This is a genomic window from Duganella hordei, from assembly GCF_040369125.1.
In the GTDB taxonomy this organism is placed as follows: domain Bacteria; phylum Pseudomonadota; class Gammaproteobacteria; order Burkholderiales; family Burkholderiaceae_D; genus Rugamonas; species Rugamonas hordei.
Map to the genome: position 1 here is coordinate 101,321 of NZ_BPWI01000008.1, position 14,783 is coordinate 116,103.

Annotated in this window: 18 protein-coding genes; 3 read left to right on the forward strand and 15 right to left on the reverse strand. The window is 61.0% G+C overall.

All coding sequences use genetic code 11. The annotated features are described in order from the left end of the window. Window positions 1-57: 57 nt before the first annotated feature. The 4 genes from ABWW33_RS19155 to ABWW33_RS19170 all read right to left on the reverse strand — a co-directional run bounded on the left by ABWW33_RS19155 (window position 58) and on the right by ABWW33_RS19170 (window position 2,783). Window positions 58-696 carry a peroxiredoxin gene (locus tag ABWW33_RS19155; RefSeq protein ID WP_353403259.1) on the reverse strand — a complete coding sequence of 213 codons (639 nt, stop codon included), beginning with the start codon at window positions 694-696 and terminating at the stop codon, window positions 58-60. Window positions 697-720: 24 nt separating this feature from the next. Further along, on the reverse strand, window positions 721-1,296 hold the full coding sequence (locus ABWW33_RS19160) for an RBBP9/YdeN family alpha/beta hydrolase (protein ID WP_353403260.1): 576 nt from the start codon (window positions 1,294-1,296) through the stop codon (window positions 721-723). Between the two features lie 2 nt (window positions 1,297-1,298). Further along, entirely contained in the window at window positions 1,299-2,300 is a 1,002-nt protein-coding gene (locus ABWW33_RS19165) for a sulfate ABC transporter substrate-binding protein (protein WP_353403261.1), read from the reverse strand. Between the two features lie 99 nt (window positions 2,301-2,399). Next, window positions 2,400-2,783 carry a diacylglycerol kinase gene (locus tag ABWW33_RS19170; protein WP_353403262.1) on the reverse strand — a complete coding sequence of 128 codons (384 nt, stop codon included), beginning with the start codon at window positions 2,781-2,783 and terminating at the stop codon, window positions 2,400-2,402. A gap of 104 nt (window positions 2,784-2,887) precedes the next feature. Here ABWW33_RS19170 and ABWW33_RS19175 point away from each other — a divergent pair, with 104 nt between their 5' ends. Next, a complete protein-coding gene (locus ABWW33_RS19175; protein ID WP_176654112.1) occupies window positions 2,888-3,667 on the forward strand; it encodes an IclR family transcriptional regulator in 780 nt (259 codons plus the stop codon). Here ABWW33_RS19175 and pbpG read toward each other — a convergent pair. From pbpG to ABWW33_RS19190, 3 genes are all read right to left on the reverse strand, one after another. After that, the gene (gene pbpG, locus ABWW33_RS19180) at window positions 3,649-4,713 is read right to left on the reverse strand and encodes a D-alanyl-D-alanine endopeptidase (protein WP_176654111.1); all 1,065 of its coding nucleotides are present in this window, start codon (window positions 4,711-4,713) and stop codon (window positions 3,649-3,651) included. The two genes, ABWW33_RS19175 and pbpG, sit on opposite strands and share 19 nt — an antisense overlap. A 139-nt stretch (window positions 4,714-4,852) precedes the next feature. Then, complete coding sequence (locus ABWW33_RS19185; protein ID WP_176654110.1) at window positions 4,853-5,548, reverse strand: nitroreductase; 696 nt, start codon at window positions 5,546-5,548, stop codon at window positions 4,853-4,855. 10 nt (window positions 5,549-5,558) lie between these two features. Then, complete coding sequence (locus ABWW33_RS19190) at window positions 5,559-6,467, reverse strand: DMT family transporter (RefSeq protein ID WP_176654109.1); 909 nt, start codon at window positions 6,465-6,467, stop codon at window positions 5,559-5,561. A 328-nt stretch (window positions 6,468-6,795) separates the two neighbouring features. On the opposite strand from ABWW33_RS19190, the gene ABWW33_RS19195 reads away from it, so the two are divergent. After that, entirely contained in the window at window positions 6,796-7,356 is a 561-nt protein-coding gene (locus tag ABWW33_RS19195) for a phasin family protein (protein ID WP_176654108.1), read from the forward strand. Window positions 7,357-7,409: 53 nt separating this feature from the next. Here ABWW33_RS19195 and ABWW33_RS19200 read toward each other — a convergent pair whose 3' ends face one another. The 8 genes from ABWW33_RS19200 to ABWW33_RS19235 all read right to left on the reverse strand — a co-directional run bounded on the left by ABWW33_RS19200 (window position 7,410) and on the right by ABWW33_RS19235 (window position 13,437). Beyond that, a complete protein-coding gene (locus ABWW33_RS19200; RefSeq protein WP_176654107.1) occupies window positions 7,410-7,634 on the reverse strand; it encodes a type II toxin-antitoxin system MqsA family antitoxin in 225 nt (74 codons plus the stop codon). Further along, the gene (locus ABWW33_RS19205; RefSeq protein ID WP_353403263.1) at window positions 7,635-7,931 is read right to left on the reverse strand and encodes a type II toxin-antitoxin system MqsR family toxin; all 297 of its coding nucleotides are present in this window, start codon (window positions 7,929-7,931) and stop codon (window positions 7,635-7,637) included. A 142-nt stretch (window positions 7,932-8,073) separates the two neighbouring features. Continuing rightward, the gene (locus ABWW33_RS19210; RefSeq protein WP_176654105.1) at window positions 8,074-8,796 is read right to left on the reverse strand and encodes an ABC transporter ATP-binding protein; all 723 of its coding nucleotides are present in this window, start codon (window positions 8,794-8,796) and stop codon (window positions 8,074-8,076) included. Continuing rightward, entirely contained in the window at window positions 8,796-9,566 is a 771-nt protein-coding gene (locus ABWW33_RS19215; RefSeq protein WP_176654104.1) for an ABC transporter ATP-binding protein, read from the reverse strand. The genes ABWW33_RS19210 and ABWW33_RS19215 overlap by 1 nt, the downstream gene beginning before the upstream one ends. 11 nt (window positions 9,567-9,577) lie before the next feature. After that, complete coding sequence (locus ABWW33_RS19220) at window positions 9,578-10,795, reverse strand: ABC transporter permease subunit (protein ID WP_353403264.1); 1,218 nt, start codon at window positions 10,793-10,795, stop codon at window positions 9,578-9,580. 12 nt (window positions 10,796-10,807) lie between these two features. Beyond that, window positions 10,808-11,737 (reverse strand): branched-chain amino acid ABC transporter permease, encoded by a 930-nt coding sequence (locus tag ABWW33_RS19225; protein ID WP_176654102.1) that lies wholly within the window; start codon window positions 11,735-11,737, stop codon window positions 10,808-10,810. 274 nt (window positions 11,738-12,011) lie between these two features. Further along, the gene (gene ispH, locus ABWW33_RS19230) at window positions 12,012-12,974 is read right to left on the reverse strand and encodes a 4-hydroxy-3-methylbut-2-enyl diphosphate reductase (RefSeq protein ID WP_353403265.1); all 963 of its coding nucleotides are present in this window, start codon (window positions 12,972-12,974) and stop codon (window positions 12,012-12,014) included. Between the two features lie 7 nt (window positions 12,975-12,981). Further along, window positions 12,982-13,437 carry an FKBP-type peptidyl-prolyl cis-trans isomerase gene (locus ABWW33_RS19235; RefSeq protein ID WP_176654100.1) on the reverse strand — a complete coding sequence of 152 codons (456 nt, stop codon included), beginning with the start codon at window positions 13,435-13,437 and terminating at the stop codon, window positions 12,982-12,984. Window positions 13,438-13,590: 153 nt separating this feature from the next. Here ABWW33_RS19235 and ABWW33_RS19240 point away from each other — a divergent pair, with 153 nt between their 5' ends. Then, complete coding sequence (locus ABWW33_RS19240) at window positions 13,591-14,742, forward strand: heparan-alpha-glucosaminide N-acetyltransferase domain-containing protein (RefSeq protein ID WP_353403266.1); 1,152 nt, start codon at window positions 13,591-13,593, stop codon at window positions 14,740-14,742. Window positions 14,743-14,783 lie beyond the last annotated feature (41 nt).

Sequence of the window (14,783 nt, forward strand, 5' to 3'; positions counted from 1 at the left end):
CAGAGTAAACTACTCTAGGGAAACTTCCAAACAACGGAATGCTTATTTGCTTATGCGTTATTTATTGGGTTGTGGCGTGACGCGCAAGTATGGACGGGCGGCGGTATAGCCTTTCGGATACTTTTGCTTCAGCACTTCCGGGTCTTGCACGGTCAGCGGAATGATGACGTCGTCGCCGTCTTTCCAGTTGCCCGGAGTGGCCACGGTGTAGCCGTCGGTCAGCTGCAGCGCATCGATCACGCGCAGCACTTCGTCGAAGTTGCGGCCGGTGCTCATCGGATAGGTGATGCTCAGGCGCACCTTCTTGTTCGGGTCGATGACGAACAGCGTGCGCACGGTGGCCGTGGCCGAGGCGTTCGGATGGATCATGTCGTACAGCGTGGCGACCTTGCGGTCTTCGTCGGCGATGATGGGGAAGCCGACCACGGTGTTCTGGGTCTGCTCGATGTCGCTGATCCAGGCCTTGTGCGATTCGGCCGGATCGACCGACAGCGCGATCGCCTTGACGTTGCGCTTGTCGAATTCAGGTTTCAGCTTGGCGGTCAGGCCCAGCTCGGTGGTGCAGACGGGCGTGAAATCCGCCGGGTGCGAAAACAACACCACCCACGAATTGCCAGCCCACTCGTGGAAGTGCAGCTTGCCGATGGAAGAGTCTTGTTCGAAATCAGGGGCGGTGTCGCCTAAACGCAGGGTCATGGTCATCTCCAGAGTAATTGTGAGTCAGTGGGCCGTCAGCGCGTTATTTTGCGCCTTTTCTGCTAAAAAATACAATATTTCGAGCCCTTCCGGCCAATCGCCCAGCCCCGACTCGGCATTGATGTGGCCCAGCGGACCACCGTTGATGAAGCGGCTGTGCCAGTGCCGCGCCCACAGTTCGGCGCGCGGCGCGGCCATCCACGGATCGTCGGTGCTGCCGACCATGACGGATGGCACCGGCAGCGCCTGCTTCGGCAGCAGCGCCGCCACATTGAATTTGTCGGGATCGGCCGGCGCCACCAGCAGCAGTCCGGCCACGCCGGCCGGATCGCGCGCCACGCTGTGCACGGCGGCCAGGCTGCCGAAGCTGTGGGCGACGATCAGCAGCGGGCGCGGATCGTCGCCAGTGTTGACAACGGCGCGGCGCTGGCGGTCCACGCGCGCCGACCAGCGCGGCAGGTCCGGCACATCCCAGTCGTCCTGCTCGATTCGCTCGAAGGCCGGGAACAGGCGCTGCCAGCGGCTTTGCCAGTGCTCCGGTCCGCTGCCATGCAGACCGGGAGCAATCAACACGCGAAACTGGCTCAGCACACCGTCCATGATTACTTCGGCTGGTAGATCTGGTCGAACAGGCCGCCGTCGGCGAAGTGGGTCTTCTGCGCCTTGGTCCAGTCGCCAGCCACTTCGGAGAGCTTGAACAGCTTGACGTTAGGGAATTGGCCGGCGTATTTCTTCGCCTCCTTTTCCACGGCCGGACGGTAGTAGTTCTTGGCGATGATTTCCTGCGCCTCGTCGGTGTACAGGAAGTTCAGGTAAGCCTCGGCCACCTTGCGGGTGCCGCGCTTGTCGGCCACTTTGTCGACCACGGCCACCGGCGGTTCGGCCAGGATGGAGACCGACGGCGCGACGATGTCGAACTTGGTCGGACCCAGTTCCTTGATCGCCAGCAGCGCTTCGTTTTCCCAAGCGATCAGCACGTCGCCGATGCCGCGCTCGACAAAGGTGGTGGTGGCGCCGCGCGCGCCGGAGTCGAGCACCGGCACGTTCTTGTACAGCTTGGTCAGGAAGTCCTTGGCGGACGCTTCGCTGCCGCCCGGCAGGCGCAGCGCGTAGCCGTAGGCGGCCAGGTGGTTCCAGCGGGCGCCGCCGGAGGTCTTCGGATTCGGCGTGATGACGGCTACGCCCGGCTTGACCAGGTCGTTCCAGTCCTTGATGCCTTTGGGGTTGCCCTTGCGGACCAGGAACACGATGGTCGAGGTGTATGGCGTGCTGTTGTGCGCCAGCTTCTTCTGCCAGTCCGGCGCCAGCAGCTTGTGCTCGGCGATGGCGTCGATGTCGTAGGCCAGCGCCAGCGACACCACGTCCGCCTCCAGGCCGTCGATGACCGAGCGCGCCTGCTTGCCCGAACCGCCGTGCGATTGCTTGATCTTGACGGTGTCGCCAGTCTTGGCTTTCCACTCCTTGGCGAAGGCGACGTTGACGTCCTGGTACAGCTCGCGGGTCGGATCGTAGGACACGTTCAGCAAGGTGATTTCGGCGGCCAATGCCGGCACGGCAGCGGTTACGGCGAAAACGGCGGCGGCGATTATTTTTTTGGACAGCATCTGATTCCCCTAGTAGTGAAGGTCTTCAGGTTAATGCCGTCCCTTATAAATGAGAACTAAGCTTTTAGCAGTTCAATATGCCAAAACCGAATAAAGGATTCAGTAAAAGCGGTTGAACAACACGACGGCCCAGGCGGCCGTCGCCAGCAGGCAGGTCAGCAACACGGCGGCGCTGCCGAAGTCCTTGGCGTTCTTGGACAGCGGGTGGCGCTCCAGCGACACGCGGTCCACCACCGCCTCGATCGATGAATTGATCAGTTCCACGATCAATATCAGCATCAGCACGCCGATCAGCATCAGTTTCTCGAACGCCGAGATGCGCAGCACCAGCGCGATGATGGTGCCCACCACAAACACACTGACCTCCTGGCGGAAAGCATGCTCGTGCTTCCACGCCGACTTGAAGCCGTCGATGGAATACAAACAGGCCGAATAGATACGTTTCAGGCCGCTCTTGCTCTTGAATTCGCTCACTGGTTCCATGGATGCGCCGGAAAAAATAGAATGCATCATTATGCATTAATTCCCATTTTTTTCACATTATGGTATAAAGTAAGTATCGCATACCGCACTGCACCAACCACATCATGAAAATCGAAACCGTTCCCGAGCAAAAGACCACTATCCAGGTGATCGAGCGCATGGTGGCGCTGCTCGATGCCCTGGCCAAGTACCCCGACCCCGTGAGCCTGAAGGAATTATCCAAGGTTTCCGGGCTACACCCGTCGACCGCGCACCGCATCCTCAACGATATGGTGCTGACCCGCTTTGTCGACCGCATCGAGCCGGGCACCTACCGGCTCGGCATGCGGCTGCTGGAACTGGGCAATGTGGTCAAGAGCCGGCTGTCGGTGCGCGAGGCCGCGCTGGATTTCATGCGTGCACTGCACAAAAAGACCCAGCAGACCATCAACCTGTCGGTGCGCCAGGGCGACGAGATCGTCTACATCGACCGCGCGTTCTCGGAACGCTCGGGCATGCAGGTGGTGCGCGCCATCGGCGGACGCGGTCCGCTGCACCTAACCTCGACCGGCAAGCTGTTCCTGTCGGTGGACGAGCCGAAAGCCATCCGCGCCTACGCCACGCGGACCGGGCTGGCCGGGCACAACAAGAATTCGATCACCGACCTGGCCAAGCTGGAACGCGAGCTGAGCCTGGTGAAATCGCGCGGCTACGCGCGCGACAATGAAGAGCTGGAGCTGGGGGTGCGCTGCATGGCCGCCGGCATCCACGACGACAGCGGCAAGCTGATTGCCGGGCTGTCGATCTCGGCGCCGGCCGACCGTCTGCAGGACGAGTGGCTGGACGACCTGGTCACGACCGCCAACCAGATCTCCGCCACGCTGGGTTACATCCCGGTCGAATAAGACGGGCTGCTGACCAGGGTTGCAGGCTTCAACGCCTCCAGCCACTTGCGCATGCGGCCGGCATCGGCCGTACGCGACTGCTTGCCCTTGGAATCCAGGAACACCATGATCACCGAGCGGCCCTCGATCACGGCCTGCATCATCAGGCAGCGGCCGGCTTCATTGATGAATCCGGTTTTCTGCAGGCCGATAGTCCAGTCCGGGCTGGCCACCAGGTGATTGGTGGTGCCGAACTGCATCGGACGGCCATTGGTTTCGATCATGGCCTTGGCGTCGGTGGAGTACTGGCGCAGGATGGGCTGCTGATACGCCGCCATCGCCAGCTTGGCCAGGTCGCGCGCGCTGGCCACATTCATTTTCGACAGGCCGTTGGAATCGACGTAGTGCGTGTCGACCATGCCCAGCTCGCGGGCCTTGGCGTTCATCGCTTCGACAAACGCGGCTTTGCCACCCGGATAGTTGCGGCCCAGCGCGGACGCTGCGCGGTTCTCCGAACTCATCAGGGCGACGTGCAGCATGTTGGCGCGGGTCAGCTGGGAGCCGACCTTCAGGCGCGAGCTGCTGAACTTCTCGCGGTCGACATCCTCGTCGGTCACGGTCAGCACTTCATCCATGTCCTGCTTGGCTTCCACCACCACCAGGCCGGTCATCATCTTGGTGATCGAGGCGATCGGCAAGGCGACGTTCGAATTCTTTTCAAACAGCACTTCGGAATTGGCCTGGTCCAGCACCAGCGCGACGTTGGACTTGAGGTCCAGCGGATCGTGGGTCATGTTCAAGCCGGCCAGGTCGCCCATGGTCGGCACGGCGGGCGCGGCCACCATCATGCGCTGGTACACCACCTTGCGGCGGCCATTCACCTTGATGACGCGCTTGATCACCCGCTCGCCGGTATCGGCGGCGGCGATGCGCAGAGGCTGGCGGACCTTGCTCTTCTTGGTCTGATGTTTCTTCGGCGCGGCATCGGCGTCCGTCGCAGCCGTCGCGGTCACCGCCGTGGAAGCGAACATCAGTGAAATGAGCGCACTTAAAGCTAATTTATACATTCATATCCCCGGAAAAGAGCAATACCACGAAAGCGAAGCACCTGTTGCAGTGTAGCAAAACGCTGCACGAGCGCAAGCATATTTAACATTGAACGCATCATTGGTTGCAATGACGCAATACGGTTTTAACAAGCTAGTTCTAATCGACAAATTTAACAAATTCTTCAACCCGCATACGGTCTGTGATCAAAGTATTCTCAATCTTTGTCGGATCAGCCACACCAAGCGCCATGCCGCACACCACGATTTCATTTTCCGGCAAGTCCAGCACTTGTCCGATGACTCGATGATACTGGGTAAATGCCGCCTGCGGACAGGTATCGAGCCCGCGCGCCCGAGCCGCCACCATGATGTTCTGCAAGAACATCCCGTAGTCCAGCCAGGAGCCCTGCTCCATGATGCGGTCCATTGTGAAAATCAAGCCGACCGGGGCGCCGAAGAATTCATAGTTGCGGCCGTGCTGGGCCGCCATGCCGGCCTTGTTGTCGCGGGTCAGCCCCAGTAGTGCATACAAGTCCCAGCCGACCTTGCGCCGGCGTTCGATGAAAGGTGACACCCATTCGCGCGGGTAGTACGCATATTCCTCGGTGTGCAGTTTCGCCTGCTCTGGATCATTATGTATGGCCAGAATCGCAGAACTCAACTGTTGTTTGCGCTCGCCGTCGAGCACGTAGACTTTCCAGGGCTGGGTATTGGTGCCGGACGGCGCCCGCGCCGCCACCCGCAGGATCTGCGCCACATCCTCGCGCGCCACCGGCTGCGGCAGGTAGGCGCGGATCGAGCGGCGGGAGGTGATTGCCGCATCGACGGCTTGCTGGTCGGGAGTAGAAATCATGAAGCCTCGCTTATTTTGGTTTTTTGACGACGAATACCACGCCTGTCACCGCCAGCACCATTCCCAATATGCCGAGGGCGTTGAAAGCTTCACCAAACATCAGCCAGGCCATGATGGCGGTGGTGGGCGGCGTGAGATACAACAAACTGGTGACCTGGGTGGCGTCGCTGCGGCGTATCAGCGCGAACAGCAGGAAAATCGCGCCGATCGACAAACCCAGCACCGACCACAGCAAGGCGCCGATGAAGCGCGGCGTCCACTGCACCGCAGCAAAATCCGCGCCCAGACCTTCGAATATGATAGCCAAAGGCAGCACGACGACCAGGGAGGCGGCGAACTGGATGACGGTGCCGGTGCGCAGGTCGAACTGCGGGCAATGGCGTTTTTGATACAAGGTGCCGACGGTAATCGACAGCAGCGCGAACACGCACAGCAGGATGGCCTCGGTCGACAGGCCGGCCAGCTTGATCTTGGCGGCCACCACCAGCCCCACCCCGACTATGCCGAACAGCAGACCCAGCCACTGGCGCGGACGCACTTTTTCGCCGATCAGCGGCGCCGCGAAGGCGGTCAGGATGGGCTGCATGCCGACGATCAGCGCCGTCAAGCCGGCCGGCATGCCGAGCTTGATCGCGCACCAGACGCCGATCAGGTAGCCGGCCTGCACCAGCAGGCCGGCCAGCGCGATCTGCCAGATCCGGCCATGCGGCCAGGGCGCCTTCAGCAGCAGCACGGCCGGCACCAGCAACAGCAGCACGCCGGCGAAGCGCATCACCAGGAAAGTCAGCGGCGGCGCGTACGGCAGTCCGAACTTGGCGACGATAAATCCGCTGCTCCACAATAGTACAAAAAACAACGGTAGCGGCGACAGGAAGGTGGCGTGCTGCGCGGTCGCTGCGGCCTTGGTGGAGTTGGGCATATCGGCAGGAATATTCACTAGCTAAATGAAAGTAAATCGGCGCCGCATTGGGGCGCCGACTGTGGATGAGGCCAGTCTATCACGGCGGCCCGAATGCCATCGGCGGCGGCCCCCAGTGTGGATGTTTCTACAAGAAAACACTTTGCTTTGGATAGAGTCCATTCTTTGATGCAACGCACAAAAAATCGCTTGACTTAATTTCTGAAGGCCGTAAAATCGGGTTTGTTGCGTTGCACAATATGTTCGGTCTGAAACGTGGGTTCTCTGTTTCTCGCCGACGGTTAGAAACGGCAGTACTTAATCAATGACTACTTTCCTGGAGATTTATATGTTTTCGATTCCTGAGCAATTTTCCAATGCGACCAAAGCTAACTTCGAAGCTCAATTCGCGATCTTCTCGGCCCTGACCAACAAAGCGTTCGAAGGCGTGGAGAAGTTTGTCGACCTGAACCTGACCGCTGCCAAGGCATCGCTGGAAGAGTCGTCGATCACCACCAAGCAACTGCTGTCGGCCAAGGATCCACAAGAATTCTTCTCGCTGGCTTCGGCACAAGCCCAGCCTAGCGCAGAAAAAACCATCGCTTACGGCCGTCACCTGGCGACCATCGCTTCGAGCACCGGCGCTGAATTCAGCAAAGCTGCAGAAACGCAAATCGCTGAAACCAACCGCAAAGTCATCTCGCTGGTGGAAGAAGTGAGCAAGAACGCCCCAGCTGGTTCGGAAAACGCTGTTGCCATGCTGAAATCGGCAATCGGCAACGCCAACGCCGGCTACGAGCAGTTCACCAAGACCGCCAAGCAAGCTGTTGAGTCGATCGAGTCGAACCTGAGCTCGGCCGTGAATCAGTTCACCGCTGCCGCCGCCAAGGCTGCTCCAGCGAAGAAGTAATTAAGGACGTCCGGCACGGTAGGGTGCCTGTTCCTGTGAAAAAAGCCCGGTCATCACGCCCGGGCTTTTTTTTCATTTGAAACATTGACTAGCCTGTTGAATTCCAACATCGCAAAATTCACACGAGACGATTCGGCAGCATCGAGAATATTTTCGCCGCAGGCCGGACACAAGTCTGCCGTGACCGCACGAATCACAATAGTTTCACCTTTATATGTATAGGGAATGTCGCGCGTGCCGTGTATCAACTCAGCTTCGCCGCAGATAGGACATTTCATCTACAACTCCTTGAATGACACAATCAGTACATCATCAATGACTGTAAGCTTCAGATAGACTTTACCGGCCGTTGTCACCGGACGATAAACATCTTGCCAGACGCGATGGTCTGCATAGGTGGTCATGCTTTTATGAAAATCTCGCGGCCTAAGCGCCATCACAACTTCAAGCACCTCCTGGAAGTTGAATCCAAGCGCCGCCGCGCCTGCCAGTGCAGAAAAAGTAGCCTTGACTCTTCCGGCAGCAATCAGGGTTTTGACGACCGACAATCTGCAATGGGGCGTGCGCTCTTCCATGCAATCTTAACCTACCGGGCTAAATTCGACAGGGGAATCCTGCTAGTCATTAGCGCACGAGCACATGCAAACATCTTGCGGACAAACAGCCGCAAGCATAAAAAAACCGGAGCGAGCTCCGGTTTTCTCTAAGCAGCCAGACTCATTCGCCGAGGTAGGCGGCTTTGACGCGGGGATCGTCCAGCATGTCCTTGGCGTTGCCGGTCATCGTGATGTGGCCGGAGTCCATGACGTAGCCGCGGTGCGCGGCCTGCAGCGCCAGCTTGGCGTTCTGCTCCACCAGCAGGATCGTGATGCCCTCTTTCGACACGTTGCGGATCACTTCGAAGATCTTCTCGACCATGATCGGGGACAGGCCCATCGACGGCTCGTCCAGCAGCAGCAGGTTCGGATGCGACATCAGCGCGCGCGCCATCGCCAGCATCTGCTGCTCGCCGCCCGACAGCGTGCCCGCCATCTGCGCCGCGCGCTCCTTCAGGCGCGGGAACACATCGAACCACTTGGCGATGTCGGCCTCGATGCCGGCCTTGTCGTCACGGGTGTAGGCGCCCATCATCAGGTTTTCCTGGATCGACATGCGGGTGAACACGCCGCGCCCTTCCGGCACCATCGCCAGTTTCTTCTCGACCAGGTGGAACGACTTGCTGCCCTTCAGCGATTCGCCCTGGTAAGTCACCGTGCCTTCGACCTTGCAAGGCGGCAGCGTGCCGGTGATGGCTTTCAAGGTCGTGGTCTTGCCGGCGCCGTTGGCGCCGATCAGCGCGATCAGCTCGCCCTTGTTCACTTCCAGATCGATACCCTTGACGGCCTTGATGCCGCCGTACGCGACTTTCAGTCCCGATACTTTAAGAACATTGTCGCCCATTAGTGCGATCCTCCCAGGTAGGCGTCGATAACCGCCTGATTGCTTTGTATTTCCGCCGGCAGACCCTCGGCGATCGGCTTGCCGTATTCCAGCACCATCAGCCGGTCGCACAGGCCCATCATCATCTTGACGTCGTGCTCGATCAGCAGCACGGTCTTGCCTTCGTTCTTGATCTTGACCAGCAGCTCGCGCAGCGCCAGCTTCTCGGTGGCGTTCATGCCGGCCGCCGGTTCGTCGAGCGCCAGCAGTTGCGGATCGGTGGCCAGCGCGCGGGCGATCTCCAGCCGGCGCTGGTCGCCGTACGACAGGAAGCGCGCCGTGCGGCTGGCGAACTGGCCGATGCCGACGAAGTCCAGCAGCTCCTGCGCGCGCTTGCGGATCGATGCTTCCTCCTCGCGCGCGGCCTTGTGGCGGAACACGGCGCCGAACACGCCCTGGTGCGAACGCACGTGGCGGCCGACCATGACGTTTTCCAACGCGGTCATCTCGCCGAACAGGCGGATGTTCTGGAAGGTGCGGGCGATGCCGGCCTTGGCCACCTCATGCGGCGCCGACGGCGAGTACGGCTTGCCGGCCAGCTCAAAGGTGCCGGTGTCCGGCTGGTACAGGCCGGTGATGACGTTGAAGAAGGTGGTCTTGCCGGCGCCGTTGGGGCCGATCAGGCCGTAGATCTGGCCCTTCATGATCTTGATGCCGACATCGGTCAGCGCCTGCAGGCCGCCGAAGCGCTTGTTGACGCCGGCGATGTGGAGAATTACCTGTTCACTCATTTCTGTCTTCCTCAAGCCGCCACGGTGCCGGACGATTGATCTTTGGTATCGGAGTCGCCGTCGGGACGGTCTTCATGCTTGGGCGCGGGCCACAGGCCGGCCGGACGGTTCAGCATGATCAGCACCATCGCCAGGCCGTACAGCAGCTGGCGCAGCACTTCGGCTTCGATCAGCACGTGGCCGAACAATTTTTCCTGCAGCGGCTCGACCACGTGGCGCAGCACTTCCGGCAGCGCGGCCAGCAGCGCGCCGCCCATGATGACGCCCGGGATGTGGCCGATACCGCCCAGCACCACCATCGCCAGCACGGCGATCGACTCGGTCAGCGAGAACGATTCCGGCGACACGAAGCCCTGGAACGACGCGAACATGGCGCCGGCGACGCCGCCGAACGAGGCGCCCATCGAGAACGCCAGCAGCTTGACGTTGCGGGTGTTGATGCCCATGGCCTTGGCGGCGATCTCGTCTTCGCGGATCGCGACCCAGGCGCGGCCCAGGCGCGAGTGCTGCAGGCGCGAGGTGATGAACACGATCGCCACGCACAAGATCAGGAACAGGAAGTAGTAGGCATTCACCGACGGCATGGAGAAGCCGCCGATCACCACATTGGCGCGCGAGCCCGCCTCGCCCGCCAGGTTGACGCCGAACACGCGGATCGGGTCGATCAGGTTGATGCCCTGCGGACCGTTGGTGAAGTTGATCGGCTCGTTGAGGTTGTTCATGAAGATGCGGATGATCTCGCCGAAGCCCAGGGTCACGATGGCCAGGTAGTCGCCGCGCAGCTTCAAGGTCGGCGCGCCCAGCAGGGCGCCGAACAGGCCGGCCAGCGCGGCCGCCAGCGGCACGATGGCCCATACCGACAGGTGGATGCCGTTCTGCTGGATGTCCGGTCCGAGGATGGCCACCAGCGTGTTGCCGATGGCCGGGTATTCATTGATCAGCGATTCCAGCAAGGTGGCGAACTGCGGCGATGCCAGCAGGCCGGTCATGTAGGCGCCCACCGCGTAGAACGCGATGTAGCCCAGATCCAGCAGGCCGGCAAAGCCGACCACGATGTTCAGGCCCAGCGCCAGCATGATGTACAGCAGCGCCATGTCGATGATGCGCACCCACGAGTTGCCGAACTGCGCGGCCACGAACGGGAAGATCAGCAGGCCGATCAGCACGACGGCCATGCTGCTGTAGGCCTTGCGCGGGTTGCGGGTGGTGTCGAAATTCAGAAGTGCCATATTGTTCCCCTCTTATGCACGGTCCGCGACGCGTTCGCCCATGATGCCGGACGGGCGCACCGTCAGCACGATGATCAGCACGACGAAGGCGAAGATGTCCTGGTAGTGGCTGCCGAGGAAGCCGCCGGTCAGGTCGCCGATGTAGCCGGCGCCCAGGCTCTCGATAATGCCGAGCACGATACCGCCTATCATCGCGCCGTAGATGTTGCCGATGCCGCCCAGCACGGCGGCCGAGAAGGCTTTCAGGCCGGGCACGAAGCCCATCGCGAACTGGATCGACGCGTAGTTGGCGCCCCACATCACGCCGGCCACGGCGGCCAGTGCCGCGCCCAGCGCGAAGGTGGCGACAATGACCTTGTTGGAGTCGACGCCCATCAGGCCGGCGACGCGGGGATTTTCCGCCGTGGCGCGCATCGCGCGGCCCATCTTGGTTTTTTCCACCAACAGCACCAGGCCGGTCATCGACAGCGCCGCCAGCACCAGCAGCAGGATCTGGGTTTGCGAGATCAGCGCGCCGCCGATGGTGATCGGCTCGGACGACAGTAGTTGCGGGAAGGCCAGCGGGTTGCGGGTCCAGATCATCATGGCGAAGGTTTGCAGCAGGATCGACACGCCGATGGCGGTGATCAGCGGCGCCAGCCGCGGCGCGTTGCGCAGGCGGCGGTAGGCGACCCGCTCGATGATGATGTTGACCAGCATGCAGACCGGGATGGCGCCGCCGATGGCGATCGCCAGCTTGACGTAGCCGGGCAGGTCCGGGGCGTATTCGTTCAGGTATTTGAGAATGGTCAGGCCGGTCATCGCGCCTATCATCAGCACGTCGCCGTGGGCGAAGTTAATCAGGTTCAGCACGCCGTACACCATGGTGTAGCCCAGCGCGACCAGTGCGTACATGCTGCCGAGCACCAGTCCATTAATAATTTGTTGGATAAAAGTATCCATTAAGAGCCTTTACTTTTTGTGTTATGCCTGCACAGACGAATCAAGTAACAAAAACGGCACCCGGGGAGGTTGTCCCCGTAGTGCCGCCGTTGACTACGCGTTCATGATGCAAGTATCGTGCCTGAACCGGTATCATCTCCTGCGCGCCGCCCTAAACATATAAGCCTAAACGACAACTTTTTTAGAGCGAGGCAATGATAGCGAGAATTTCGGAAAACGAACTGCGGAATAACGCGATAGGTGCTGAATTAAATTCCGTTTATTCAAAAAGTCGTTAAACCACGCCCCTGGCTGGTCCAGCTTTTGGGCCGTCCAATCCCTTGGGCAGCGGGAAAGTGACCGATTCTTCCACGCCGTCCAGGGTGCGCACGCTGCGCGCACCCAGCTCTTTGAGGCGGTCGATGACGGCTTGCACCAGCACCTCCGGCGCCGATGCACCAGCGGTGACACCAATGCGCTGCTTGCCTTCCAGCCAGAGCGGGTCGATCAGCGTGGCGTTGTCGACCATGTAGGCGGGCGTGCCCTTCTTTTCCGCCACTTCGCGCAGGCGGTTGGAATTCGAACTGTTCGGGCTGCCGACCACGATCACCAGTTCCACCTGCGGCGCCATGAACTTGACGGCTTCCTGGCGGTTGGTGGTGGCGTAGCAGATGTCGCCTTTTTTCGGCTCGATAATCGCCGGATATTTTGCCTTCAGCGCCGCGATGATGTCGGCGGTGTCGTCTACCGACAACGTTGTCTGGGAAACGTAGGCCAGCTGGTCGGGTTTGGCAACGTTCAGGGTGGCCACGTCGGCCACCGTTTCGACCAGGTACATGCCCTCTTCCGTCTGGCCCATCGTGCCTTCTACTTCCGGATGGCCGTCGTGGCCGATCATGACGATCTCACAACCCTGCTTGCGCATCTTGGCCACTTCGACGTGGACCTTGGTGACCAGCGGGCAGGTGGCGTCGAAAATGCTCAGTCCGCGCGACTCGGCTTCCGCGCGCACCGCCTTGGACACCCCGTGGGCTGAAAACACCAGCGTATTGCCGGCCGGTACGTCGTCCAGTTCTTCGATGAAGATGGCGCCCTTGTTGCGCAGGTCGTCCACCACGTAGGCGTTGTGGACAATTTCGTGGCGCACATAAATCGGCGCGCCGAACTGCTGCAGCGCGCGCTCGACGATTTCAATGGCGCGGTCGACGCCGGCGCAAAAGCCGCGCGGCTGGGCCAACAGGATTTCTTTATCGCTCATCTGTTCCTCACAGCACGGAGATCAGTTTGACTTCGAATTTCAGCGGCTGGCCGGCCAGCGGGTGGTTGAAGTCGAACAGACAGGTTTCGTCGCCCAGCTCGCGCAGGATGCCGGCAAAGCGGCCGCCGCCCGGCGCGGCGAAGTCGACCAGGTCGCCTACTTTATAGTCGGCGCCCGGCACCGAGTTCTCGTCCAGCGTGGCGCGCGTGACTTCACGCACCAGTTCCGGATTGCGCGGACCGAAGCCGATGCCCGGTTCCAGGTCGAAGGTCTTGTGCGTGCCTTCAGGCATGCCGATCAGCAATTCTTCCAGCACCGGCGCCAACTGGCCCTGGCCCAGCATCAGCGTGGCCGGATTGCCGCTGAAGGTAGTAACGATATCCGTACCGTCCAGCGAGGCGAGACGATAATGCAGGGTGAGATAAGCCGATTTGGTGACGACAGCAGGTTGCGCGTTAGACATGACTTGGGGTTCGGTAAGCTGGCAAAGGCTCTATTGTAAGCCACCTTGCCCTTCGCGCCCCGCCGGCATGCCGCTTATCATATGCCGATTGACTGAAAACGTTTTCAACGGCATATTGGAAACGATCTCATCTCAAAAAGGAGAGCGTGTTCCATGCATGAGGTTTCCCGAACCGGCCGCATCGCGGCGATAGATTTGCTGCGCGGACTGGCGGTGATCGGCATGATACTGGTGGCCTATGCCGGCGACTGGGAGCATCGCTTTCGCGTGCTGACGCATGCCGACTGGCGCGGTTACGCCCTGGCCGACATGATTTTCCCCTCGTTTTTATTTTGCGTCGGCGCGGCCATGCCCTTTTCCCTGCTCAAGCGGGCCGGTGAGCGGCCCGCCGCCGGAGTCATGCTGTATCTGGCGCGTCGCTCCGCGGCATTGTTCGCGCTCGGCCTGCTGCTTAATCTGCTGCCCTATTTCGACTTCGCGCACGTGCGCCTCCTCGGCATACTGCAGCGCATCGGCATCTGCTATTTCATCGCCGGAACGATAGTGCTTGCGCTAGGCCGGCCATCGGCGCAAGGGTACCGGCTGCCGCTAGGCCGCGTGATCGGCGCGGCCGTGGCGCTGGGGCTCGCCTATGCGGCCCTGCTGCTGGCGTGGGATGCGCCGGAGTGCGGACGCGGCTGCTTTGACTCCGCCCATTCGCTGCCGACGGTTATCGACCGCGCGGTGCTGGGTGTCCAGCACTTCTGGCCTTACGGCACCACGGACGGCCGGGTGACCTACGAGCCCGAAGGCTTGCTGTCCACAGCCGGAGCGCTGATCAACGTGTTGGTGGGGTTGTCCGCGGGTCTGGTCCTGCACCGGGACGGCGACGCCGCGGACGGGCGCTGGCTCAAGCTGGGCCTGGCGGGCGCGGCGCTGCTGGCACTGGGTTTCGCGCTTGATCCGGTGCTTCCAGTGGTCAAGAAGATCTGGACGCCAAGCTTCGCCTTGCTGTCGTCCGGATTTTCCCTGCTCGCGCTTTTACTGCTGAAATCCCTGCCCGAGCGCGCCCGGCCAACTCCGGTCCTGGCGTTTGGCGCCAACGCCACGCTGGCCTTCATCGGCATCAGCTTGATGGATTGCCTGCTCCAGCTGCCGTTCGGAACAGCCAATCCGCGGAGCTGGCACGACCGTCTGGCGCAAGAACTCGGCAACGCGATCGCGGATGCGCGTGTTGCCTCCGTCACCTACTCGGCGGGCCTGGTGGTCGTGCTGGGTACGGCACTGTTGCTGCTCTACCGTAGAAAGCTGTTCTTCAGGCTTTGATCAGTACCGCCCCTGACGGCGCGTCGATAATAAGCATGCGA

Excerpts from the sequence above, each read along its gene's own strand:
- ABWW33_RS19165 (WP_353403261.1), bottom strand. The coding sequence starts at position 2,300 with ATGCTGTCCAAAAAAATAATCGCCGCCGCCGTTTTCGCCGTAACCGCT.
- ispH (WP_353403265.1), bottom strand. The coding sequence starts at position 12,974 with ATGAGCGATAAAGAAATCCTGTTGGCCCAGCCGCGCGGCTTTTGCGCC.
- ABWW33_RS19240 (WP_353403266.1), top strand. The coding sequence starts at position 13,591 with ATGCATGAGGTTTCCCGAACCGGCCGCATCGCGGCGATAGATTTGCTG.
- ABWW33_RS19205 (WP_353403263.1), bottom strand. The coding sequence starts at position 7,931 with ATGGAAGAGCGCACGCCCCATTGCAGATTGTCGGTCGTCAAAACCCTG.
- ABWW33_RS19155 (WP_353403259.1), bottom strand. The coding sequence starts at position 696 with ATGACCCTGCGTTTAGGCGACACCGCCCCTGATTTCGAACAAGACTCT.
- ABWW33_RS19170 (WP_353403262.1), bottom strand. The coding sequence starts at position 2,783 with ATGGAACCAGTGAGCGAATTCAAGAGCAAGAGCGGCCTGAAACGTATC.
- ABWW33_RS19215 (WP_176654104.1), bottom strand. The coding sequence starts at position 9,566 with ATGAGTGAACAGGTAATTCTCCACATCGCCGGCGTCAACAAGCGCTTC.
- ABWW33_RS19195 (WP_176654108.1), top strand. The coding sequence starts at position 6,796 with ATGTTTTCGATTCCTGAGCAATTTTCCAATGCGACCAAAGCTAACTTC.
- pbpG (WP_176654111.1), bottom strand. The coding sequence starts at position 4,713 with ATGTATAAATTAGCTTTAAGTGCGCTCATTTCACTGATGTTCGCTTCC.
- ABWW33_RS19190 (WP_176654109.1), bottom strand. The coding sequence starts at position 6,467 with ATGCCCAACTCCACCAAGGCCGCAGCGACCGCGCAGCACGCCACCTTC.
- ABWW33_RS19225 (WP_176654102.1), bottom strand. The coding sequence starts at position 11,737 with ATGGATACTTTTATCCAACAAATTATTAATGGACTGGTGCTCGGCAGC.
- ABWW33_RS19200 (WP_176654107.1), bottom strand. The coding sequence starts at position 7,634 with ATGAAATGTCCTATCTGCGGCGAAGCTGAGTTGATACACGGCACGCGC.
- ABWW33_RS19160 (WP_353403260.1), bottom strand. The coding sequence starts at position 1,296 with ATGGACGGTGTGCTGAGCCAGTTTCGCGTGTTGATTGCTCCCGGTCTG.
- ABWW33_RS19210 (WP_176654105.1), bottom strand. The coding sequence starts at position 8,796 with ATGGGCGACAATGTTCTTAAAGTATCGGGACTGAAAGTCGCGTACGGC.
- ABWW33_RS19175 (WP_176654112.1), top strand. The coding sequence starts at position 2,888 with ATGAAAATCGAAACCGTTCCCGAGCAAAAGACCACTATCCAGGTGATC.
- ABWW33_RS19185 (WP_176654110.1), bottom strand. The coding sequence starts at position 5,548 with ATGATTTCTACTCCCGACCAGCAAGCCGTCGATGCGGCAATCACCTCC.
- ABWW33_RS19235 (WP_176654100.1), bottom strand. The coding sequence starts at position 13,437 with ATGTCTAACGCGCAACCTGCTGTCGTCACCAAATCGGCTTATCTCACC.
- ABWW33_RS19220 (WP_353403264.1), bottom strand. The coding sequence starts at position 10,795 with ATGGCACTTCTGAATTTCGACACCACCCGCAACCCGCGCAAGGCCTAC.